General features: G+C 70.1%; 17 protein-coding genes and 1 tRNA gene. 10 read left to right on the top strand and 8 right to left on the bottom strand.

All coding sequences use genetic code 11. The features are described from left to right. Positions 1–127: 127 nt before the first annotated feature. Entirely contained in the window at positions 128–1,417 is a 1,290-nt protein-coding gene (locus ACFYPC_RS15360) for a class I SAM-dependent methyltransferase (protein ID WP_388675433.1), read from the top strand. Positions 1,418–1,555: 138 nt separating this feature from the next. On the opposite strand, the gene ACFYPC_RS15355 is transcribed toward ACFYPC_RS15360, so the two are convergent. After that, positions 1,556–4,084 (bottom strand): ABC transporter permease, encoded by a 2,529-nt coding sequence (locus ACFYPC_RS15355; RefSeq protein WP_388675430.1) that lies wholly within the window; start codon positions 4,082–4,084, stop codon positions 1,556–1,558. A gap of 179 nt (positions 4,085–4,263) precedes the next feature. Continuing rightward, positions 4,264–5,034: an ABC transporter ATP-binding protein gene (locus tag ACFYPC_RS15350; RefSeq protein ID WP_388676201.1), complete on the bottom strand. Its 771-nt coding sequence runs from the start codon at positions 5,032–5,034 to the stop codon at positions 4,264–4,266. Between the two features lie 410 nt (positions 5,035–5,444). Between ACFYPC_RS15350 and ACFYPC_RS15345 the strand changes: the two genes are divergently transcribed. The 3 genes from ACFYPC_RS15345 to ACFYPC_RS15335 all read left to right on the top strand — a co-directional run bounded on the left by ACFYPC_RS15345 (position 5,445) and on the right by ACFYPC_RS15335 (position 8,010). Beyond that, a tRNA-Leu gene (locus tag ACFYPC_RS15345) sits at positions 5,445–5,527 on the top strand. A 205-nt stretch (positions 5,528–5,732) separates the two neighbouring features. Further along, positions 5,733–6,908, top strand: coding sequence for a 4-hydroxybenzoate 3-monooxygenase (locus ACFYPC_RS15340; protein ID WP_388675428.1), 1,176 nt, complete (start codon positions 5,733–5,735; stop codon positions 6,906–6,908). A gap of 217 nt (positions 6,909–7,125) precedes the next feature. Next, positions 7,126–8,010, top strand: a complete 885-nt coding sequence (locus ACFYPC_RS15335; RefSeq protein ID WP_388675426.1) for a Bax inhibitor-1/YccA family protein — start codon at positions 7,126–7,128, stop codon at positions 8,008–8,010. Between the two features lie 112 nt (positions 8,011–8,122). On the opposite strand, the gene ACFYPC_RS15330 is transcribed toward ACFYPC_RS15335, so the two are convergent. Then, positions 8,123–8,353, bottom strand: a complete 231-nt coding sequence (locus ACFYPC_RS15330; RefSeq protein ID WP_148008763.1) for a DUF4287 domain-containing protein — start codon at positions 8,351–8,353, stop codon at positions 8,123–8,125. Between the two features lie 104 nt (positions 8,354–8,457). On the opposite strand from ACFYPC_RS15330, the gene ACFYPC_RS15325 reads away from it, so the two are divergent. Then, positions 8,458–8,769: a hypothetical protein gene (locus ACFYPC_RS15325; RefSeq protein WP_388675423.1), complete on the top strand. Its 312-nt coding sequence runs from the start codon at positions 8,458–8,460 to the stop codon at positions 8,767–8,769. Positions 8,770–8,909: 140 nt separating this feature from the next. On the opposite strand, the gene ACFYPC_RS15320 is transcribed toward ACFYPC_RS15325, so the two are convergent. From ACFYPC_RS15320 to ACFYPC_RS15310, 3 genes are all read right to left on the bottom strand, one after another. Next, positions 8,910–9,692 (bottom strand): hypothetical protein, encoded by a 783-nt coding sequence (locus ACFYPC_RS15320; protein ID WP_388676198.1) that lies wholly within the window; start codon positions 9,690–9,692, stop codon positions 8,910–8,912. 324 nt (positions 9,693–10,016) lie between these two features. Then, positions 10,017–11,237, bottom strand: a complete 1,221-nt coding sequence (locus ACFYPC_RS15315; RefSeq protein ID WP_388675421.1) for an acetyl-CoA C-acetyltransferase — start codon at positions 11,235–11,237, stop codon at positions 10,017–10,019. 304 nt (positions 11,238–11,541) lie between these two features. Further along, positions 11,542–12,564, bottom strand: coding sequence for an SGNH/GDSL hydrolase family protein (locus ACFYPC_RS15310; RefSeq protein WP_388675418.1), 1,023 nt, complete (start codon positions 12,562–12,564; stop codon positions 11,542–11,544). Positions 12,565–12,707: 143 nt separating this feature from the next. Here ACFYPC_RS15310 and ACFYPC_RS15305 point away from each other — a divergent pair, with 143 nt between their 5' ends. After that, positions 12,708–14,102 (top strand): cystathionine beta-synthase, encoded by a 1,395-nt coding sequence (locus ACFYPC_RS15305; protein ID WP_388675415.1) that lies wholly within the window; start codon positions 12,708–12,710, stop codon positions 14,100–14,102. A gap of 491 nt (positions 14,103–14,593) precedes the next feature. Here the strand turns inward: ACFYPC_RS15305 and ACFYPC_RS15300 are convergent, their stop codons facing one another. Continuing rightward, the gene (locus tag ACFYPC_RS15300) at positions 14,594–15,031 is read right to left on the bottom strand and encodes a hypothetical protein (protein WP_388675412.1); all 438 of its coding nucleotides are present in this window, start codon (positions 15,029–15,031) and stop codon (positions 14,594–14,596) included. A gap of 319 nt (positions 15,032–15,350) precedes the next feature. On the opposite strand from ACFYPC_RS15300, the gene ACFYPC_RS15295 reads away from it, so the two are divergent. The 3 genes from ACFYPC_RS15295 to ACFYPC_RS15285 all read left to right on the top strand — a co-directional run bounded on the left by ACFYPC_RS15295 (position 15,351) and on the right by ACFYPC_RS15285 (position 18,802). Continuing rightward, positions 15,351–16,949: an aromatic amino acid ammonia-lyase gene (locus ACFYPC_RS15295; protein WP_388675409.1), complete on the top strand. Its 1,599-nt coding sequence runs from the start codon at positions 15,351–15,353 to the stop codon at positions 16,947–16,949. Positions 16,950–17,110: 161 nt separating this feature from the next. Beyond that, complete coding sequence (locus tag ACFYPC_RS15290) at positions 17,111–17,956, top strand: MurR/RpiR family transcriptional regulator (RefSeq protein ID WP_388676196.1); 846 nt, start codon at positions 17,111–17,113, stop codon at positions 17,954–17,956. A gap of 276 nt (positions 17,957–18,232) precedes the next feature. Next, on the top strand, positions 18,233–18,802 hold the full coding sequence (locus ACFYPC_RS15285; RefSeq protein ID WP_388675406.1) for a hypothetical protein: 570 nt from the start codon (positions 18,233–18,235) through the stop codon (positions 18,800–18,802). Positions 18,803–19,029: 227 nt separating this feature from the next. Here ACFYPC_RS15285 and ACFYPC_RS15280 read toward each other — a convergent pair whose 3' ends face one another. Further along, positions 19,030–20,382: a diaminopimelate decarboxylase gene (locus ACFYPC_RS15280; protein WP_388675404.1), complete on the bottom strand. Its 1,353-nt coding sequence runs from the start codon at positions 20,380–20,382 to the stop codon at positions 19,030–19,032. 318 nt (positions 20,383–20,700) lie between these two features. Between ACFYPC_RS15280 and hutU the strand changes: the two genes are divergently transcribed. Beyond that, positions 20,701–22,380 (top strand): urocanate hydratase, encoded by a 1,680-nt coding sequence (gene hutU / locus ACFYPC_RS15275; RefSeq protein WP_388675401.1) that lies wholly within the window; start codon positions 20,701–20,703, stop codon positions 22,378–22,380. The last annotated feature ends 326 nt before the right edge of the window (positions 22,381–22,706 follow it).

The following is a 22,706-nucleotide window of genomic DNA, read 5'->3' as shown; positions in this document are numbered from 1 at the left end:
CGTCGAAAGCATGGCCCATGCACCCATTTTGCGAAGCCGTGACGTGGAAGGGGGACTGCGCGAAGAGCATGTTGGTGTTTACGTGGTTGTTGGAGCGTTCGGGAGTGTCGTCACGGAGGTGTGCGCCATGCAGGACGCCGCGCTGCGGCTGAAGAGCCTTGTCGAACAGTTGCTGGGAGCCCCGCTACCGCTGCGCATCCGCGCCTGGGACGGCTCGGAAGCAGGGCCGCCCGCCGCACCCGTACTCGTCGTACGGAATCGACGGGCTGTGCGCCGGCTGCTGTGGAAGCCGGGGGAACTGGGCCTCGCGAGGGCGTGGGTCGCCGGGGACCTCGGCGTGGAGGGTGATCTCTACACCGCCCTCGGCCTGATGTCCGGGCTCCTGTGGGAGCGGGGAGAGGACGCGAGGGGGGCCGGGGAGGCCCTGCGGGATCCCGAGGTGCGTGCCGCCCTGCGCGGACTGGTGAAGCTGGCCGGGCCGCTGCCGCCCGCCCCGCCCGGGGAGGAGGTGCGCAGACGCCGTCATCTGCACACCAAGCGCAGCGACCGACGGGCCATCAGCCACCACTACGACGTGGGGAACGACTTCTACGAGATCGTCCTCGGCCCGTCGATGGTCTACTCGTGCGCCTACTGGGAGTCCGGGGAAGCCACCCTTGAGGATGCCCAGCGCGACAAGCTCGACCTCATCGCCCGCAAGCTGGACCTGAAGGCGGGGCAGCGGCTCCTCGACGTCGGCTGCGGCTGGGGTTCCATGGCCATTCACGCCGCCCGTGAGTACGGCGTCAGCGTGGTCGGCGTGACCCTGTCGCAGGAGCAGGCCGCGTACGCCCGTAAGCGGGTCGCTGGCGAGGGGCTGACCGACCGGGTGGAGATCCGGGTGCAGGACTACCGGGATGTCCCGGACGGGCCGTTCGACGCCATCTCCTCGATCGGCATGGCCGAACACGTGGGCGCGGAGCGGTACTTGGAGTACGCCGAGGTGCTGCACCAGCTGCTGAGGCCCGGCGGGCGGCTGCTCAACCACCAGATCGCGCGCCCACCGCGCCGGGACGAATCGGCGTACTCCGTCGACGAGTTCATCGACGCGTACGTCTTCCCGGACGGCGAACTCGCCCCTGTCGGGACGACGGTGACCCAGTTGGAGCGGGCGGGCTTCGAGGTCCGCGACATCGAGTCGATCCGCGAGCACTACGCCCTCACCCTGCGCCGCTGGGTCGCCAACCTGGAAGCGCAGTGGGGGCGCGCCGTGCGGCTCACCAGCCCCGGCCGGGCCCGCGTCTGGCGGCTGTACATGGCCGCCTCCGCACTGGCCTTCGAGCGCAACCGCATCGGCGTCAACCAGGTACTGGCGGTCAGGACACCACAGGCTTCGGGGGCATCCGGGATGCCGTTGCGGTCGCGCACCTGGAACTGATCCCGTACGAGAATGCCGGGTCTCCGTACAGGCACGCCGGGTCCCGTACAGCGCGCCGGGTCCCGTCCAGGAGAGGCTGATCCCGTAAGAGAAAGGGGCCCCGTCCGGTTGCCGGACGGGGCCCCAACTCGCGTACCGCTATTCGGACTTGATGGCCGACAGCATGTTCAGTCGAGCCGCGCGCCGGGCCGGCCACAGTGCGGCCAGTACACCGACCGTCGCCGCGAGGAGCAGGAAGAGGCCCATCCTGCCCCAGGGCAGGACCAGTTCGTACGTCGCCATGCTGCTGCCGAGGAGTTCACCGGCGGCCCAGCCGAAGAACACGCCCAGGCCGATGCCCAGGACGCCGCCGAAGAGCGAGATGACCAGGGACTCCAGCCGGACCATCTGCTTGATGCCCTTGCGGTCGAGGCCGATCGCGCGGAGCATCCCGATCTCCTGCGAGCGCTCGAAGACCGACATGGCCAGGGTGTTGATGACGCCGAGGACGGCGACGATGACCGCCATCGCGAGCAGGCCGTAGAGCATGTACAGCATCAGGGTGAAGATGCTCGCGATGCCGTCGGAGATGTCCTGCTTGTCCTGGACCTGGATGGCCGGGTTGTCGCCGAGGGCCTTCTCGATCCTGTCCTTGGTGGCGTCCGACGCGCCGCTCGCCGTCTTCAGCATGACCTGCATGTCGAAGGCGTCCGTGGTGTGCGGGGTGAGCGTCGAGTTGTCGAGCATGATGCCCGAGATCATCTCGTTGCCCTGGTAGACGCCGGCCACCGTCAACTGCTGCTTCTTGCCGTCCTCGTAGGAGACGGTGAACTTCGAGCCGGCCTTCCAGCCGTGCGACTCGGCGGTGCGGTCGTCGACCACGACCTGCGTGCCGCCGACCGTGAAAGAGCCCTCGTCCAGGGTGAGTTCGGTGAGCTTGGCGATGGACGCGCCGTTCACGCCCGTCAGGTACTCGGTCTCCTGGTCGATGCGCGAGGGCGAGTTGCGCAGCGCGCTGGTGTCCGTGACCCCGTCGAGGCCGGCGAGCGTCTTCTCGACGTCCGGCGAGAGGGACCGGCCGTTCGCCATCGAGACGACGTAGTCCGCCTTGATCGCGGAGCTGGCCATCTTGTCGATCGACTTCTGCAGGCTGCCCGCCATCACCGTCATGCCGGTGATCAGGGTCAGGCCGATCATCAGCGCCGAGGCGGTCGCGGCGGTGCGGCGCGGGTTGCGCACCGAGTTCTGGCGGGCGAGCTTGCCGGAGACCCCGAAGATGCGGAGAACCGGGGCTGCGGCCGCGATCAGCGGGCGGGACAGCAGCGGCGTGAGGATGAAGACGCCGAGGATGAGCAGGACCGCGCCGAGACCCATCGGGGCCTGGCCGTCCGAGCCGCTCATGGTCGTCGCGAACAGGACGACGGCGACGCCCGCCCCCGCGAAGAGGGCGCCGATCGTGTTCCGCAGGACCAGGGACTTGGTGGTCGCCTGCGCGTGCACGCTGCTCATCGCGGCCACCGGCGGGATCTTCGCCGCGCGGCGGCCCGGCAGCCAGGCGGCGAGCATCGTGATGAGGATGCCGACGACCAGGGCCGTGCCGACGGTGCCGGGCGAGATCACCAGCGGCCCGTCCGGTACGGGTGCGCCGAGCGTGCCGACCAGCGAGCGCATCCCGGCGCCGATGCCGATGCCCGCGACCAGACCCGAGACCGCGGCGACCGCGCCGACGAAGAACGCCTCGACGAGCACGGACCGGGTGACCTGCCTGCGCGAGGCGCCGACGGCGCGCAGCAGCGCGAGTTCCTTGGTGCGCTGGGCGACCAGCATGGTGAAGGTGTTGGCGATGATGAACGTACCGACGAACAGCGCGATGCCGGCGAAGACCAGCAGGCCCGTCTTCAGACCGCTCATCGATGAGGAGATCCGCTCCGCCTGGTCGGCGGCGGCCTTCTCACCCGTCGTGGTGGAGGCGATGGCCTTCGGTATCACCTTGTCGAGCTGGTTCTGCAGGGCGGTCTGGCTGGTGCCGGCCGCGGCCTTCACATCGATCTCGTCGTAGGTGCCGACCGAGTCGAAGAGTTTCTGCGCGGTGGCCGTGTCGAAGAGGGCCAGGCTGCCGCCGGCCGCGACATTGCCGTCGTCGGTGGTGAAGATGCCGGTGACGGTGGGCGTGAGGACGGGCCCGTCGACGGACAGCCGTACGGTGTCGCCGACCTTGTACCCGGTCCGCTTCGCTGTCTCGGAGTCGATCGCGACCTCGTTCGGGCCGCGCGGGGCGCTGCCGCCGGTCAGCGGATACCGGGGGTCCTTGTCCTCCCAGTAGTTCCCGCCGCGGGACTGGAAGCCGCTGCCGACGAGCTTGCCGTCCTTGTCGGCGATGGCGGTGAAGCCGTTGACGACGCCGACGGCGGAGGCGGCACCGGGGACGTCGGCGGCCTTGTCGAGCAGCGGCTGCGTGAGCTTCTGCTCCTTGCCGACCGTGTCGCCGGTGTCGTCCTGGTGCTCCGGTTCGATGACGACGTCGATCTGGTCGAAGCCCTTGGCCGAGCTCTTCTGGTACGCGTCCGAAATGGTGTTGGTGAAGACCAGGGTGCCGGACACGAACGCCACGCCGAGCATCACGGCGAGCACGGTCATCAGGAGCCTGGCCTTGTGCGCGAGTACGTTGCGCAAGGCGGTACGGAACATGGGGTTGTCTCAGTCCAGGGAGGTAGGAGGTCTTCGGGACGGCGCGACGGGTGCCCGGCGCCTTGCCTTGGGGCGGTGCGACGAGTGCTGGGCCTTGTCTCGGGGACGGCAACGACGGTCGCTCGGCCCTGTTTTGGGGGACGGCGCGGCGAGTGCTCGGCCCGACGGCTGGGGGAGCGTCAGCTCGTGCGGCCCTTCGCGTCGAACTGCTTCATCCGGTCGAGGACGGCGTCCGCGGTCGGCTTGAGCACCTCGTCGACGATCCGGCCGTCGGCCAGGAAGATGACGCGGTCGGCGTACGCGGCGGCCACCGGGTCGTGGGTGACCATGACGACGGTCTGCCCCAACTCCCGTACCGAGTTGCGCAGGAAGCCCAGTACCTCCGCTCCCGCGCGGGAGTCGAGGTTTCCGGTCGGCTCGTCGCCGAAGATGATGTCGGGCCGGGAGGCGAGCGCGCGGGCGACGGCGACGCGCTGCTGCTGGCCGCCGGAGAGCTGGGAGGGCCGGTGGCTCAGGCGGTCGGCGAGGCCGATCATCTCGATGACCGTGTTCAGCCACTCCTTGTCGGGCTTGCGGCCCGCTATGTCCATCGGGAGGGTGATGTTCTCCAGGGCGGTCAGGGTCGGCAGCAGGTTGAACGCCTGGAAGATGAAGCCGATCTTGTCCCGGCGCAACTTGGTGAGCTGCTTGTCCTTGAGGGAACCGAGCTCCGTCTCGCCGATGCGCACGGAGCCGGAGGAGAACGAGTCCAGTCCGGCCACGCAGTGCATCAGCGTGGACTTGCCGGACCCGGAGGGACCCATGATCGCGGTGAACTCGGCCTGCCGGAAGTCGACGGTGACCCGGTCGAGGGCGACCACCTGGGTCTCGCCCTGTCCGTAGACCTTGGAGAGTTCCGTGGCACGGGCGGCCACCGAGGTGGCCGGGTCGGCAGTGCGAGTGGCGGTCACGGGAGTGGTGGTCACGGGAGGGTGCTCCTGTCGGGACGACGACGACGATTTCCGGGGACGTGTGTCCATCGTCGCGGCCGTTTCGGGCCGTGTAGTCAGCCGCTGTTCCGGTTCCGGGGGGCGACTTCGGTCGGACCGGGCGCGCTTGTGTCATCCCTGGGGATGAGGGCGCCCCTGAGAGCGCAGGTGACGGATGCCGGGCGGGCCGCATGTTCGGACGGTGAAATTACGTCATTCCGTATGCACAGCCGAAAGTCGCCCGAAAGGCTATCTGGCATGTGCGGATGGTCCGTACCGGGTCCTGATGGACCCTCAGACATCAATAAAATAAGACAACATCGGTACGCCCGACCGAAGTTCGGGGGGTGAGCCCCGATAGGCTCGGACCTTCGACGCGGAGCCCATGGCCTGCCCGGATGGTGGAATGCAGACACGGCGAGCTTAAACCTCGCTGCCCCTCGCGGGCGTACCGGTTCAAGTCCGGTTCCGGGCACTTCCCGCACTGTGGCGTCACAGGCGCGGGTCTCTACGGGCGCGGAGCCCCCCGTAGAGCCTTTGATCGAATCTGTTGACATAGGACGTACGCAGCCGGAGACTCAGTGGCAGCGGATGGTGAAGTAAATTTCACTGAACGAACTAAGCGAACTGAACGAACTGAACGAACTCGAGTGATCTGAGGAACGCGAAGGGGCGTGCCGATGCGTACCACCGTCGGGGTCATCGGGGCCGGGCCGGCCGGGCTGTTGCTGGCGCGGCTGCTGCACAACGCGGGGATCGAGTCCGTGGTCCTGGAGAGCCGGGACCGGGCCTATGTGGAGCATCGACAGCGCGCCGGGATCCTGGAGCAGGGGACCGTCGACGTGTTGCGGGCCGCCGGGGCCGGGGAGCGGATGGACCGCGAAGGGCTGCGCCACGACGGGATCGAGTTGCGGTTCCAGGGCAAGCGGCATCGCGTCGACTTCCCCGGGCTCACCGGGGGGAGCTCCGTGATGGTGTACGCGCAGACCGAGGTCTGCAAGGACCTCATCGCCCTGCAGCTGAAAGAGGGCGGGCCGCTGCTGTTCGAGGCCGAGGCGCTGGCGGTGGAGGGGGCCGAAGGAGATCGGCCGCGGATCCGGTTCACACAGGAGGGGCGCGAAGATGTGCTCGAGTGTGACTACGTGGTGGGGTGTGACGGGTTCTGGGGGATCGCGCGGAACGCCGTGCCCGCCGATCTATCCCGCGTCTTCGAGCGGACGTACCCCTTCGGCTGGCTCGGGATCCTCGCCGATGTGCCGCCCTCGCACGACGAGCTCGTCTACGCCCGCCACGACCGCGGCTTCGCCCTGTTGAGCATGCGCTCGCCCACCGTCTCCCGCCTCTACCTCCAGGTGCCCGAGGGCACGGACGCCGAGGCCTGGGGCGACGAGGAGATCTGGGACGAACTGGAGCGGCGGTTCGAGACCGAGGACGGCTGGGAGCTCCGGCGAGGGCCCATCACCTCCAAGTCCGTCACCCCGATGCGCAGCTACGTCCACGAGCCGATGCGGCACGGGCGGCTCTTCCTCGCCGGTGACGCCGCGCACATCGTGCCGCCCACCGGCGCCAAGGGACTCAACCTCGCGGTCGGCGACGTCGTCACATTCGCCCGCGCCCTGGTCCAGCTTCGGGACACCGGATCGGCCGAACTGCTCGACACCTATTCGGCGAGCTGCCTGCGCCGGGTCTGGCAGGCCGAGCGGTTCTCGTACGACATGACGACCATGCTGCACCGTGCCCCCGACGCGACCCCCTTCGAGGACCGACTCCAGCTCGCCCGCCTCGAGCGGGTCGCCGGCTCGCGGGCGGCCGAGACCGACCTCGCGGAGGGGTACACCGGGTTTCCACTGGACTGACCCCGACCGTTCCGACCGTTCCCTCTGATCATCGGCTGGTCTCGGCTGTGTCCCAGGTCGGTCATGGATTGGGTGCTCCGTCGCAGGGAATGAGGCCGGCACGTAGCGTGTTTGGCGTCACGACAAGGGAAAGATCCTCCCCAAGCACTAGGCGCTTTCCTTTGCCCACCTATTACTCTTGAGCCAACGCCACGCACCGTGGCCATGGAGGAGTGAAATGAGGAGCAGCAACCCGGTCTTCTCGCGACGGGGGTTCAGCCGCGACAACGGCTACGCGGGGTTCAACGCGGCGCCGCAGGCCGGGGGACCCGCTGTCGGCACGCAGGCCAACCCGTACGCCCAGCAGGGCGGCGGCAACCCTTACGCGCAGAACCCTTACGCGCAGCAGGACCTGCAGCACGGCGCTCCGCCGCAGGCTCCGGTCACCACCGGCCGTATGACGATGGACGACGTCGTCATGCGCTCGGGCATGACGCTCGGCACCGTCGCAGTCGGCGCCATCCTGGCCTGGGCGGTTCTGCCGGTCACCAGCAGCAGCTTCGGGCTGGCCATCGGCTCCGCCCTCATCGCCTTCGTGCTGGCGATGGTGCAGTCCTTCAAGCGCACCGCCTCACCCGCGCTGATCCTCGGTTACGCCGCCTTCGAGGGCGTCTTCCTCGGGGTCATCAGCGAGATGTACAACAGCCAGTGGTCGGGCGCGCCCTTCCAGGCGGTGCTCGGCACCATGGCGGTGTCGGGCGCGACCCTGCTGATCTACAAGGCGGGCTGGATCCGCGTGACCGCGCGGTACGCGCGCATCGGCATGGCCATCGCCATCGCCTTCATCCTGGTCATGGCGGTCAACCTGCTGCTGGTCGCCTTCGGCGTCGCCGAGGACGGCGGACTGCGCAGCATGGGCCCGCTGGGCGCGATCGTCGGCATCCTCGCGATCGTCCTGGGCGCGTTCTTCCTGACCCTCGACTTCAAGCAGATCGAGGACGGCATCGCGTACGGCGCGCCCCGCGAGGAATCCTGGCTGGCCGCGTTCGGCCTGACCATGTCCATCGTGTGGATCTACGTCGAGATGCTGCGGCTGGTCGCCATCTTCAGCGGTAACGACTAGTCGGGCACCGGCGACAGCAGCCGGTGGTGACTGACTGACTGAAGGGCCCGCGAACCCACTGGTTCGCGGGCCCTTTTGTCATGCGGATGCCTGTCGTCTCGGTGGTGCGCGCTCAGAGCAGTTTGCGCGCGGCCCTCCTCAGGTCGTACTCGTGAATGATCGCTTTGGCATGGCCGTACGCGAGGTCGTGCTCGGCGCGGAGCCAGCTGACCTTCTCCTCGAAGCGGAAGAGCGCGGGGCCTTCGTCGACGGTGCGCAGCCAGTCGGAGATCTCACGACCGGTGCAATGGGGGATGCGGGCGAGCAGGTTGCGATGGGTCTCCTGGGAGAACACTTGGGACATCGGCGCCTCCGGACGCAATGGGGATGTAAGCCGGTCCTTCACGCCACCGTGCCTGAGGGTTGGGTTGTTGGCAACAGTCCTGCTGCGGCGCGTACGCTCGCCGCGTGCTTGATACGACGCCTTTGACCCGTGCCGTGGATCACTTCGCCGACCGGCTGCGGGCGGCCCCACAGAGCCGGCTGCAGCGGGGGGCCGCCGCCGAGGCACTGGGTCTGGCCAGGGAGTTGGCGCGGTGGGCGCAGCGTCTGGAGGACGCTTCCGGGTCGCCTCGGGAGATGCCTGACGCGGGAATGTTCGCTGCCGCCGACCAGATCACGGTGGCTGCGCATGATTTGGCGCTCGTACTGAAAGACGAGCGGGAGCTCGCGGAAGCAGTGGGGCTCGTTGCGGACGCGCAGAAACGCGCCGGAGTCTGATCAACCCCGGCGCGTCGAGAGTTCGTACGGCTCCTGGCTCCTACTTTTCCTACGGCTCGCGGCTCGCGGCTCTGGCTCTTGGCGGCGACCGGCTCTGGGCTCTCGCAGCGACCGGCTCTCACTGTGGCCGACTCGGGGTTCTACAGCGACGCTATGACCCGGTCCGCCAGGATGTAGATGTTCTCGTCTCCGCACGCGAACGTCAGCGCGTACGCGCCCGAGATGCCGGAGCCGCCGAGGAGGACCGGCGCGGCGCCCGCCTGGAGGGCCGCGGCCAGCTGCTCCGCCGTCTCGCGGTGGCCCGGCGTCATGCACAGGGTCGTACCGTCGGCGAAGACGTAGACGTCGAGGGTGCCGAGCGGGCCGGGGCGGACGTCGGCCAGTTCCGTGCCGGACTCGGCGAGTTCCTCCAGACAGGCCACCGTACGTTCATGGTCGTTCACCACGGGTGACTGCACCGGAATGAAGTCCGGGTGGGAGGGGTGCCGGCGGCGGGCCGCGGCGAGTTCGGGGGAGTCGCCGGCGAAGTCGTCGGCGTCCGGGCCCGGCTCGGGCACCGGCTCCAGGTATTCGAGGCCGACGAAGTCCGAGTGGCGCGGCAGGAACGGTTCGCCGTCGGGCAGGCCGAGCAGCGAGGGCAGATCGGAGGCGTCACGCGCCTCCTGGGCGGCCCAGAACGCCCGTGCCTCGGCAAGCTCCCGCTCCCGCTCCTCGGCGAGCGCCTCGGCCACGGCAGCGCGTATCTCGTCCGTGTCCGCGGCTGCCCGGGCGGCGGGCACGAGGCCTCTCGCGGCGGCGGCGTGGCTCGCGGCCAGTTCGGTGTGCAGGGCTGCGACCTGCCGGCGCAGCCCCTGAAGGGTGCGCAGGGCGGCGACGCCCACGGCCGCGGTGGCGGCCGTGGTGAGCAGCAAAGCAATCGGCATGGCGCTCACTGACGTACTCCCGGTTCAAAGTCGACCCCCGACTTCCTACATCAGCTTGAAGGGCGGACTATCCCGCTGTCAGTGCGTAACGTCACGAAAGGGACAGGACTTTGGGCCCGGCGTTTAGTCGTGCATTGGCTCTGACCTGCGCAAATCCCTCTCCGGAGGGAGATAGGTCACATCTTGGGGGGGATTGAATCACAAATCGGCCCAGATCCCTGCGGGCGCAGGGGTCCGGGCCGTTTCGGTCACGCTGGGTTCAACTCCCGTGACGGGAGCGGTACTAGTCGTGCCCGGCGGTACTAGCTGTAGTGCTCGGCGGTACTAGCTGAGGCGCTCGATGACCATCGCCATGCCCTGGCCGCCGCCGACGCACATCGTCTCCAGGCCGAACTGCTTGTCGTGGAACTGGAGGCTGTTGATGAGCGTGCCGGTGATGCGGGCGCCGGTCATGCCGAAGGGGTGGCCGACGGCGATGGCCCCGCCGTTCACGTTCAGCTTGTCCAGCGGGATGTTCAGATCGCGGTAGCTCGGGATCACCTGGGCGGCGAACGCCTCGTTGATCTCGAACAGGTCGATGTCGTCCACGGTCAGGCCGGCGCGCTTCAGGGCCTGCTTCGACGCCTCGACCGGGCCCAGGCCCATGATCTCGGGGGAGAGGCCGGTGACGCCCGTCGAGACGATGCGGGCGAGCGGGGTCAGGCCGAGCTCGCGGGCCTTCGTGTCGGACATGATCACGAGGGCGGCGGCGCCGTCGTTCAGGGGGCAGCAGTTGCCGGCCGTGACGAGTCCGTCCGGGCGGAAGACCGGCTTCAGCCCCTGGACGCCCTCCAGCGTCACGCCCGCACGCGGGCCGTCGTCCTTGGCGACGACCGTGCCGTCCGGCGTCGTGACCGGGGTGATCTCCCGCTCCCAGAAGCCGTTCTTGATGGCTTCCTCGGCGAGGTTCTGCGAGCGGACGCCGAACTCGTCCATGTCCTGACGGGTGACGCCCTTGAGGCGGGCCAGGTTCTCGGCGGTCTGGCCCATCGCGATGTACGCGTCCGGGACGAGGCCGTCCTCGCGGGGGTCGTGCCAGCTCGCACCCTCGCTGGCGGCCACGGCGGCGGTACGGTCCACGGCCTCGGCGAAGAAGGGGTTCTGGGTGTCGGGGAGGCCGTCGCTGGAGCCCTTGATGCTGCGCGACACCATCTCGACGCCGGCCGAGATGAAGACGTCGCCCTCGCCCGCCTTGATGGCGTGCAGGGCCATGCGGCTGGTCTGGAGCGAGGAGGAACAGTAGCGGGTGATGGTGCAGCCCGGGAGGTGGTCCATGCCCATCTGTACGGCGACGATGCGGCCCAGGTTGTAGCCCTGCTCGCCGCCGGGGAGGCCGCAGCCGAGCATGAGGTCGTCGATGTCCTTCGGGTCCAGCTCGGGGACCTTGGCGAGGGCGGCCTCGATGATCGTGGCGGTCAGGTCGTCGGGTCGCACCTCTTTCAGGGAGCCCTTGAAGGCGCGGCCGATCGGGGAGCGGGTGGCTGAGACGATCACGGCTTCGGGCATCGACGGCTCCATGGCGTACGGGAAGGGCGGGCATGGCTCCTTGCGAAGTTACCCGTACGTACCGTTCAGGTCACGGGGGCGGGAGTGTGACTCCGGCCGCACTTTTCTAAGCGCTTGCTTTTTCCTGGCGGGGGCGCCCTGTGCGTCCGGTGGTGCGGTCGGCTTTCTTCGCCCCCTCCGCCCCTGCCCGTCCCTTGTTCCTGGGGGCTGCGCCCCCAGACCCCCGCTTCGGCCTGAACGGCCTCGTCCTCAAACGCCGGACGGGCTGAAACGCGGCGTCGCCCCGGAAGTACGGGAGCCCCGTTCACGCCGACGGTGCCGGTGTCGGGTCGGTTTCCGGTACGCGGCGCCGGCGGCGGCGCTTCAGGAGGGCCCAGGGGCCGCGAGGGCCGGTGGGCATCGCGGCCGTCACCTCGGTGCCGGGCTCGGAGGCCGCCTCCGCCGCCGCACGGGCGACCGGCAGGAAGCCCTCGCGGCGGGAGGCGTCCGGCCGCTCCTCCTCCGCCGGCCAGAGGTTGAGGGCCGCGCAGACCGTGGGAAGGAGGGCCATCGCGGCGGTGGCGTACCCCTCCACCGAGGGGTGGTAGTTGTCGGGCCCGAACAGCTCCCGCGGGTTCGCCTCGAACTCGGGGCCCAGCAGGTCGCCCAGCGACACCGTACGGCCCCCCTGCTCGACCGTACCGATCGTCTGCGCGGCGGCGAGCTGTCGCGAGGCCCGGCGGGCCAGCCAGCGCAGCGGCTGCTGGACCTGCTCGACCGTGCCCAGGTCGGGACAGGTGCCCACGACGACCTCCGCACCAGCCGTACGCAGCCGCCGTACCGCCGAGGACAGATGGCGCACGGAACGCGTCGGTGGCATCCGATGCGTCACATCGTTCGCGCCAATCATGATGACGCAGATATCGGGTACCCGGGAGGCGTCCGCGAGGGCGAGCGCTACCTGGCGGTCCAGGTCGTCCGACTGGGCCCCGGGCAGCGCCACGTTGCACAGCTCCACCGGACGCTCGGCCACCGCCGCGAGCCCGGACGCGATGAGCGCCCCCGGTGTCTGCCGGGCCCGGTGCACACCCTGGCCGGCGGCCGTGGAGTCCCCGAGCATGGTCAGCCGCAGCGGCGGACCGTCCTGCCCGGCGTATCCGTACCCGTACAGGCCCTCACCGCGCGGCGCGTGCGGGGTGTGTCCGTTGCCCACCACACGCTTCGCCATCTGAACCTCGGCCAGCAGCACGCCGACCGCGGCCGCGCCCACCAAGCCGATCCCGCCACCGCCGTACGCAGCGCCCGCCGCGATCCGCCGGGCAACCCTCGCCCTCGACATACCCGCCATGCGTCGCCGTCACCTCCTCATAGCCGTACATCCAGTGCTTGCCCCGTGAAGGCCGTCCTCCAATCTCAACGGTGCGTGAACGGCCATCCGACGCCTTACGCTGACGGGACCATCCCATTTGAAACAAAGCTCCGGAGACAACGGTGCAATTCCACGACTCGATGATCAGTCTCGTCGGCAACACCCCGCTGGTGAGGCTCAACAACGTGACCGCGGGCATCCAGGCGACAGTCCTCGCGAAGGTCGAGTACTTCAACCCCGGCGGGTCAGTGAAGGACCGCATCGCCCTGCGCATGATCGAGGCCGCGGAGGAGAGCGGAGCCCTTCAGCCGGGGGGCACCATCGTCGAGCCGACCAGCGGAAACACCGGAGTCGGGCTCGCCATCGTGGCGCAGACGAAGGGCTACAAGTGCATCTTCGTCTGCCCCGACAAGGTGAGCACCGACAAGATCAATGTGCTCCGGGCGTACGGGGCCGAGGTCGTCGTCTGCCCCACCGCCGTCGACCCCGAGCACCCGGACTCGTACTACAACGTCTCCGACCGGCTGGTGCGCGAGACGCCCGGCGCGTGGAAGCCCGACCAGTACTCCAACCCCGACAATCCCCTCTCGCACTATCACTCCACCGGCCCCGAGCTGTGGGAGCAGACGGAGGGGAAGATCACCCACTTCGTGACGGGCGTGGGCACCGGCGGCACCATCTCCGGGACCGGGCGGTACCTGAAGGACGCCAGTGACGGCAAGGTGCAGGTCGTCGGCGCCGACCCCGAGGGGTCCGTGTACTCCGGCGGGTCCGGGCGACCGTATCTGGTCGAGGGCGTGGGCGAGGACTTCTGGCCCACCGCGTACGACCGGACCGTCGCCGACGAGATCGTCGCCGTGTCCGACAAGGACTCCTTCCAGATGACCCGTCGGCTCGCCAAGGAAGAGGGGCTGCTCGTCGGCGGTTCCTGCGGCATGGCCGTCGTCGCCGCGCTGCGGGTGGCCGAGCGGCTCGGGCCCGACGACGTCGTGGTCGTCCTGCTGCCGGACAGCGGGCGCGGCTACCTCAGCAAGATCTTCAACGACGAGTGGATGGCCGACTACGGGTTCCTGGAGGACACCGGGCCGAGCGCGCGCGTCGCCGACGTCCTCGACGACAAGGAGCACGGCCGCATCCCCACGCTCGTCCACATGCACCCGGAGGAGACGGTCGGCGAGGCGATCGAGGTGCTGCGCGAGTACGGCGTCTCGCAGATGCCGATCGTCAAGCCGGGCGCCGGACACCCGGACGTGATGGCCGCCGAGGTCATCGGGTCCGTCGTCGAACGCGAGCTGCTGGACGCGCTGTTCACCAAGCGGGCCTCCCTGGAGGACCCGCTGGAGAAGCACATGTCGGCGCCGCTGCCGCAGGTCGGTTCCGGTGAGCCGGTCGGCGACCTGATGTCCGTGCTCGGCGCCGCCGACGCCGCGATGGTCCTCGTCGAGGGCAAGCCCACCGGGGTCGTCAGCCGTCAGGATCTGCTGTCCTTCCTCGCCAAGGGCGGGTCGAAGCACTGACAGTTCGGCGGGGCGCCCGGGCCGAGCTGCGGGAATGCTTCTGAGCGGCGCTTTCGGGAGGGAACTTCGCGGAAGTGGTACGAGCGCGTCACGTCCGCGCAGCACCGGCTTAACACGGATCGGGCACATTGGTGGATGTCGGCAAGGGCGGGAGCGGCTCCCCGTCCCGGCCGACACCAAAACGGCGTCAAGGACCTCCGGAGCGGCTCCCGGACCTCCATGGACGCCACGGACGCGGAGCCTGGCCCTGACCCGGCTCGCGTCCCTCGCGGGGACCGCCGTCGTCCCGCCCCCCGGTATCGGGGGTGCGGCGGTCCCCGCGCAAGCTTCGAAGGGCCCGGCACCTGTAGACAGGTGCCGGGCCCTTTTTGCGCCTGAGTCGGCGCCGCTCTCGCGGACCTGGTTGCTCGCCGTGGTGGTCCTCAATTGAGGGTTGCCGGCCGCGGTGTTCCTCAATTGAGGGTTGCGGCCGTCGTTGCTTCACAGACGGTTCAGTTCTCCCAGTCGCTGTCCTGGGAGGACTTGCGGCGCCTGCCGAAGAAGTTCGGGTGGAGACGCGCGGCCTGGACGATGTTGACCCCCACGATGCCGCCCCAGGCGACCAGCAGGCCGGGAAGCTCCGCGACGCCGCCGCCGATCCCGGACAGCGGGACGGCGAGGACGAGGGAGACGATCCCGAAGCCGAAGCGCTCGCCGAAGGAGTCGCTGTTGTGGGGGGTGCGCTCTCCGCGGGCCACCACCATCTGCTGTTCCGCGAGCTGGCGCCGCACCCGGCGGTCGACCACGCCGTCAAAGCGCTGTTCGACCTTCTCCAGGAACGAGTCGACCAACGCGGACTCGTACTCTTCGCCCAGTTCCTTGCGTGCGTGCAAGGTGGCGTCGAGTTCCTTCTTCAGTTCGGCGTCGCCGCGGGCTTCCATACCGGTCATGGTGCCTAGGTTAGGGAGCCGCTGGCCCCGTGGCACTGGGGTTAACCCCCCTGTTGGGAGCGGGTTGAGCCCCCGTCGGCCCCCCATCGGAGCCGAATCCATGACCCATCCGAACCGCCGGGCTGGATCATGGGGTGTCCCTTGCCCGGGTTGCATATCGTCATGCAGAGTTCTCCTTACCTGAATAGGTTGTCGAGTCAATGGTCCGGCGTCGATCGCTGATGACCTATGGCCTATGACGTATCGCCTATGACGTATGGCCTATGTCTATGGCCACCAAGCGAGATTCAGTGTCCGGATTGAGGGGAGTCTGCGCTCTATGTCGTCTCGGAATGTGGACTCTTCGAGTGGGGTGAACACGGCTCTCGTGGTGCTGGACGGCTGCAGCACCGGTGTTGCCGACATCGTCCGGCTGGCCGACGGGGCCGCGCGGCCGGTTCCCGGCACGGAAGCGATGAAGCACGTCGAGGAATCCTGGGACGCGGCCCGGCAGATCGCCGCGAGCGGGCGCGTGTACGGGCGGTCCACCGGCGTGGGCGCCAACCGGAACGAGGACGTGCCGACGGCGTCCGCCGCGGGGCACGGTCTGCGTCTCCTGCGCAGCCACGCCGGGGCCATCGGAGACGAGCTGCCCGCCCGGCAGGTCCGCGCGATGCTCGCCGTACGGGCCAACCAGCTGCTCGCGGGCGGGGCGGGGCTCCGGCCCACCGTCGTCACGGCGCTGTGCGAGGCGCTGGAGGCCGGGGTGTACCCGGCGGTGAACGAGTTCGGATCCGTGGGCACGGGAGACATCGCTGCGCTGGCGCAGCTGGGGCTGGCGCTGGTGGGGGAGCATCCTTGGCGGTCTGCCGGGGCGGGTGCCGGGCGATCCCCCGAGGGGCGGTCTTCCGAAGGGTGGTCTTCCGAGGGGCGGACCTCGGCGGGACGCCCCGCCGAGGGGCTGGGTCCCGCGCCCCAGCCCCTCGACAACAACGACGCCCTCGCGCTCATCAGCAGCAACGCACTCACCCTCGGGCAGGCCGCGCTGGCACTGGACGAGTTGCGGGGGCTCATCGGGGCCACGCAGGTGGTCGCCGCGCTCTCGCTCATCGCGGTCGACGGCTCGCACGAGGCGTACGCGGCACCCGTGCACGCCGCGCGGCCGCACCGCGGGTCGGTCGAAGTGGCGCGGCGGATGCGGGAGTTGATCGGGGCGGCGGACCGGCCGGTGCCGCCGCTCGGACGGATCCAGGACCCGTACGGCTTCCGGTGCGTGCCGCAGATACACGGGCCCGCGCAGGACGCGGCGGACGCGCTGGAGGACGTCCTCACCGTCGACATCAACGCCGCCGCCGAGAATCCCCTGATCTCCCCCGAGGACATGGCCGCCTACCACCACGGCGGCTTCTACCAGGCTCAACTCGCCCTCGCCCTGGATCACTTCAGGCTGGCCGTCACCCAAGTGGCCCGCCTGTCGACCTCCCGGCTCTCCACCCTCAACGAACCGGCCTACACCCGCCTGCGCCCCTTCCTCGCCGACAGCGAACCCGCGTCCTCCGGGGTCATGATCCTGGAGTACGCCGCTGCAGCCGCCCTCGGTGACCTGCGGGCCTTCTCCGCGCCCGCCTCGCTCGGCCACGCTGTACTCTCCCGGGGCGTCGAGGAACAGGCCAGCTTCGCCTCGCTCGCCGCACGGCAGACCCTGCGGGCGTGCGGTGCCTACCGTCTCGTCGTCGGCTGCGAACTGGTCGCCGCTGTACGGGCCTTGCGCCAGCGCGAACTGCGGCCGGACCCGGAGCTGCCGGCCGGGCAGGCGCTGGCGCTCGCCGAGTCGGTGCTCGACCCGGAACAGGCCGACCGGCCACTCACCGACGACGTGGCCGCGGCGGCCGCACTGCTCGACGGGTTCACGGACATCTGGAGGGGGAGCGCGTCATGAGCGGCGTGGACACCGGTGCGGACGCAGGCGTGGACGCAGGTGCGGGCACCAGCGCGGACGCAGGTGCGGGCACCAGCGCGGGCACCAGCGCGGGCATCGGCGCGGACGTAAGTGTGGACGGGACTACGGGTGTGGACGGGACTACGGGTGTTGACGGGAGTATGGGTATGACGACGGACAGTCCCGCCGCGCGGCTTCAGGCGCTCTTCGAGGGGCACCGGCTGACGCCGACCCAGCGGCGGATCGCGCACAGCATGGTGCGGCGCGCCGCCGATGTGCCGTTCCTGTCGAGCGTCGAGCTCGCCGAACTGGCCGGGGTCAGCCAGCCGTCCGTCACCCGCTTCGCGGTCGCGCTCGGCTTCGACGGCTACCCCGCGCTGCGCAAGCACCTGCGGGAGGTCGCGCCCGCCGAGCCGAGCGCGGGCTGCGCCCCGTACAACGAGTACCAGCAGGCCGTCGAGGCCGAGATCGAGAACCTTAAGCACCTTGCGGCGGTGCTGGCGGACCCGCGCCCGGTGGCGCGCGCCGGGCGCCTGCTCGCCGCGAGCAGACCGCTGCCTGTGCTGGGTCTGCGCGCCGCCGCCTCCCAGGCATACGGCTTCGCGTACTTCGCCGCCAAGGTTCACCCCGACGTACGGCTGCTGCACGAGGGCGGCACGATGCTCCATGACCGCATCGACGCGGCCGTACACGCCGGGGCCACGGCACTGCTCTGCTTCGCGCTGCCCCGGCATCCGCGCGAGGTCGTGGACTCGCTGGCGTACGCGAAGGCGGCCGGGCTGACGGTGGTGACGGTCGCGGACTCGGCGTTCGCGCCGGTGGCGAAGGTGTCGGACCTGCTGCTTCCGGCCGCCGTGGGTACCGGTCTCGCCTTCGACACGGCCTGCGCCCCGATGCTGCTCGGCCGCGTTCTGCTGGAGGCGATGTGCGACGACCTGCCGGACGCGCAGGCGCGCCTTGAGGAGTTCGACGCTCGGGCCGCCGCCCGGGGACTGTTTGTGGAGTAGCCACCAGCCGACCGACCGCCGGCACCGCCAGTCGACGGCACCCCCAGCCGACGGTACTGCCAGCCGCTGCTCGTCGGTCGCAAGCCGCCATCGCAGGCCGCCATCGCAAGCCGCCACAGCAGGCCGCCAATCACTGGCCGCTGGCCGCTGGCCGCTGGTCACCGGTCACCGGGCACTAGTCACGGTTTGGTTGAGCCGCCGTACTTCTCAGCTTCGTCTCACCTTTGCTCGCTAGCGTGCTCGCCCGGAGAACTGGGACGCACAAGGAGGCGGAACGTGGGGCGCGGAGGGCAGGGACTGGCCCGGGTGGCTGTCGTCGTGAGAGCGGGCGCCGCACCGCTGTGGTGGTGCGGGGTGTCCGCGGCAGCCATCGGGGTGGTGTTGCCGGGTATCACCGGACGCCGGATCGGGGTCATGACCGGGGCGGTGCTGTTCATCGTCGCGGCCGTCGTGGTGGCGTACAGGCGCAGGAAGCGGTACGCCGAACTGGCCCGCTCCGCCGCTCGCGCCAGCAAGCACGATGTGCTCCAGGACCGCGCGGTGACGGTACGGAACTGGCGCCGGGGTCACCGCTGGTGGCTGCTGCTCGCCTTCGTGGCCGCGCTGGGCAGCTCGTTGGCCGTGCCCGCCGCGGGCGGCATGCTGCTCGCCGGCGTGGGCGTCGGCCTGTGGCTGAAAGCCGGCTGGCTCGGGCGCCGCGAACGCGCCGAGCAGGAGCTGATCTGGGTGCGCGTCGACTGGCTCGGCAGGGGCGCGGGTGCCCCGGCGGGCAAGCCGGTCAAGGCCTGCCGGGCCACCGGTGTGGCGGCCGGGGACGCCGCGCCCGGCGGAGCACGGCGCCACTGACGTCCGTGGCCGCACCGGCCGTTGCTGCACGGTCCGTTGCTGCACCGGCCGTTGGCCAACATTCGTTGGCCCGCATCCGTTGGCCAACATCCGTGGGCAAACCTCGGTGGGCAAACCTCGGTGGGCAAACCTAGGTGGTCAACGGATGTTGGCCAACACTGGTGGTCAACATCCGTTTGCCAATGATTGTTGGCCAATGGCTGTTGGTCAATGACTGTTGGCCCAGCTCAGAGCCCCGTGAGGGACGACCTGTGTGTCCCGCCCGACTCCGCGACGATCTGGTCGAGGGACTGCGGCTCGCGTACGACGGCGAAGCGGACGCCGCCCTCGTCGGCCGGCGCGAAACCGTAGACGCCCGGCCGGGCCAGGGAGTTGTACGCGTAATGGTGAGCGAAGTAGTACGCGCCCGTGTCCAACGCGGCCGCGTAGTCGCCCTGTTCGAGCAGTGGCAGCGCACGCCCCTCGGCGAGGAGGTCACCCGCGAAGCAGGCGGGGCCCGCGATGTCCTGGACGACGTCCGGGCCCCCCTTGGGGCGCCCCTTCGCGTCGTACGCGGCGATCCTCAGTGGCCAGGACGCGGGTGCGTACACCGTGCGGGCGGCGATCTGCACGCCCGCGTGGGTGACCGCGACAGCCCGGCCTCCGGCGGACTTCGTGTACTCGACCCGCGCGAGAACCGTCCCATGCTTCGCGAGGAGTGACCGCCCGAACTCGGTGACCAGCCCGTACCGCCCGTCGAACAGCCCCGGCACCGCCCCGGCGAGCAGCCGCGCGTACTGCGCGTACGTCGGGGCGGTCGCATCGGAACCGAAGTTGACCGGCAGGCCGCCGCCGATGTCGACCGTGTCGATCTGCCGCCGCCCGAGGTGCTGGTTGATCTCCTCGGCCAGCGCGTACGTCTCCGCCACCCCCTGTGCCATCAGCGACAGCGGGATGCCCTGCGACCCGGTGTGCGCGTGCAGCCGGGTCAGCCAGGGGCGGTCGGTGTACGCCCGGACGATCCACTCCCGCGCCCCCTCGTCCCGCAGCGCGACCCCGAACTTGGAAGTGGCCGTGGCCGTCGACAGCGCCTCGATGGAGCCCCCGCCGACCTGCGGGTTCACCCGGATTCCGAGGGGAGATCGGGTCGGTCCTGACCGGACCAGGGCGTCGATGCGGTCCAGTTCCTGCGGGTTGTCCGCGTTGACGGCGATGCCCAGCGCCAGCGCCTCCCTCAGCTCGGCGGGTGTCTTGGCGGGGGAGTCGAGGACCGTCTGCGCCGGTGCCACTCCGGCCGCCCGGGCGAGGGCGAGCTCTCCGGGGCTCGCCACTTCCACGCCGATGCCCTGCTCACGCAGCAGCCGCAGTACGGGCACGAGAGGGGTCGCCTTCACGGCGAAGGCGTGCAGCACGGGCGTGCCGGGAGCGGTCACCGCGTCGAAGGCGGCCCGCAGGGCGGCGGCCGAGGCCCGGATGCCGGGGACGTCGAGGAGCGCGACGATGGGGGTTCCCGGCGTGAGGAGACCTTGTTCCACCGCGGCCCGGACGGCGTCGTCGCGTCGCAGAACGCGGTCACCGTCCGTATCGCCCCTGCGGTCCACGAGGACCGCCGCACCGTCCGTCTCTGCGTCCGCATTGCGCCTACGGCCCGAGGAGCCCGACGCACCGTGCGTGCCCCCGCCCGTATCCCCGCCCGTATCCCCGTCCGTATCGCCCCTGCGACCCGAGGGGCGCGCCGCACCGTCCGTATCGCCCGCCTCGTCGTTCACCGGGTTCCCCGCCCTGTCCCTGTCTGCGCCCATACGTACCAGCCAAACATCCACGGCCCGCCCGCGCTGGCCCATAGGGCTATTGACTAGTCCTATTCAAGAAGCCAGGATGTGAATATCTACTGCAACAGTCCGCCGAGGAGGCCGACCATGTCAGGACCCCGCCCCGTACGAGCGCCGCGCGGTACGGAACTGAGTGCCCTGGGATGGCAGCAGGAAGCCGCCCTGCGGATGTTGCAGAACAACCTCGACCCCGAGGTCGCCGAGCACCCCGACAAGCTCGTCGTCTACGGCGGCACAGGCAAGGCCGCCCGCGACTGGCGCTCCTTCGACGCGATGGTGCGCACTCTGCGAACCCTGAAGCGGGACGAGACGATGCTCGTCCAGTCCGGCCGTCCCGTCGGCGTCATGCAGACCCACGAATGGGCCCCGCGCGTCCTCATCGCCAACTCCAACCTGGTCGGCGACTGGGCCAACTGGGAGGAGTTCCGGCGCCTGGAGGCCCTCGGCCTGACCATGTACGGGCAGATGACCGCCGGTTCGTGGATCTACATCGGCACGCAGGGCATCCTCCAGGGCACGTACGAGACGTTCGCCGCCGTCGCCGCGAAGAAGTTCAACGGCACGCTCGCGGGGACGATCACGCTGACCGCAGGCCTCGGTGGCATGGGAGGCGCCCAGCCGCTCGCCGTGACGATGAACGACGGCGTCGCGATCTGTGTCGACGTCGACCCGCGTGCCATCGAGCGCCGCATCGAGCACCGTTACCTCGATGTGAAGGCCGACTCCTTGGAGCACGCCCTCCAGCTCGCCGTCGAGGCCCGCGACGCCCGCCGTCCGCTGTCGATCGGCCTGCTCGGCAACGCCGCCGACCTGCTTCCCCGCATGCTCGCCGAGGGCGCCCCCATCGACATCGTGACCGACCAGACCTCGGCCCACGACCCGCTGGCCTACCTGCCCATCGGCGTCGACTTCGACGACATGGCCTCGTACGCGGCGAAGGACCCGGCCGGGTTCACCACGCGTGCCCGTGAGTCCATGGCGCGTCACGTCGAAGCGATGGTCGGCTTCATGGACGCCGGTGCCGAGGTCTTCGACTACGGCAACTCGATCCGCGGCGAGGCCCAACTCGCCGGGTACGAGCGGGCGTTCGCCTTCCCCGGCTTCGTCCCCGCCTACATCCGGCCGCTCTTCTCCGAGGGCAAGGGTCCCTTCCGCTGGGCGGCGCTCTCCGGTGAGGCCTCGGACATCCACAAGACGGACAAGGCGATCCTCGACCTCTTCCCGGAGGCTGAATCCATTCAAAACGCGTCCCTGCACCGCTGGATCAAGCTGGCCGGCGAGCGCGTGCACTTCCAGGGCCTGCCCGCCCGTATCTGCTGGCTCGGCTACGGCGAGCGGGACAAGGCCGGCGAGCGCTTCAACGACATGGTCGCCTCCGGTGAGCTCGCGGCTCCCCTCGTCATCGGCCGCGACCACCTCGACTGCGGTTCCGTCGCCTCGCCCTACCGCGAGACCGAGGCCATGCTCGACGGCTCCGACGCGATCGCCGACTGGCCGCTGTTGAACGCCATGGTGAACGTCGCCTCCGGGGCGTCCTGGGTGTCCATCCACCACGGCGGCGGCGTCGGCATGGGTCGCTCCATCCACGCCGGCCAGGTCACCGTCGCCGACGGCACCGAACTCGCCGGCGAGAAGATCCGCCGGGTGCTGACCAATGACCCCGGGATGGGAGTCATTCGGCACGTGGACGCCGGCTACGACATCGCCGAGTCCGTGGCGGACGAGCGTGGTGTGCGGATCCCCATGCGAGAAGGCGAGTCCGCGTGACCCAGAGAGAAGGCGCGCCTGCGGCGCGAGGCGGCACCCCCGCGGTGGGGGCTGGTGCTTCGTCGCCGCCCGCGGGTCCGGCTGTGCCCACCCGTTCCGCCCAGCGGAACGATTGCCCACAGCCTGCTGCGGCTGCGGCTGCGGCCGGCAGGCGTCCGGAGCCGGCAGCGGCTGCCGCAGCGGCGGAGGTCGCCGCCGGCGATCGCCCGCAGCCCGCGACGGCCCCTGCCGACGCTCCACTCCTCGGGCGCCCACCGCAGCCCGCCACTGCCGCCCCCGGGGCCCCGCAACCCGCGCGCCCCGCGCCGGGCGCTACTTCCTTCCAC

The organism is Streptomyces sp. NPDC005808, assembly GCF_042871385.1.
Classification (GTDB): Bacteria; Actinomycetota; Actinomycetes; order Streptomycetales; family Streptomycetaceae; genus Streptomyces.
This window is presented reverse-complemented; position numbering and strand designations above follow the sequence as displayed.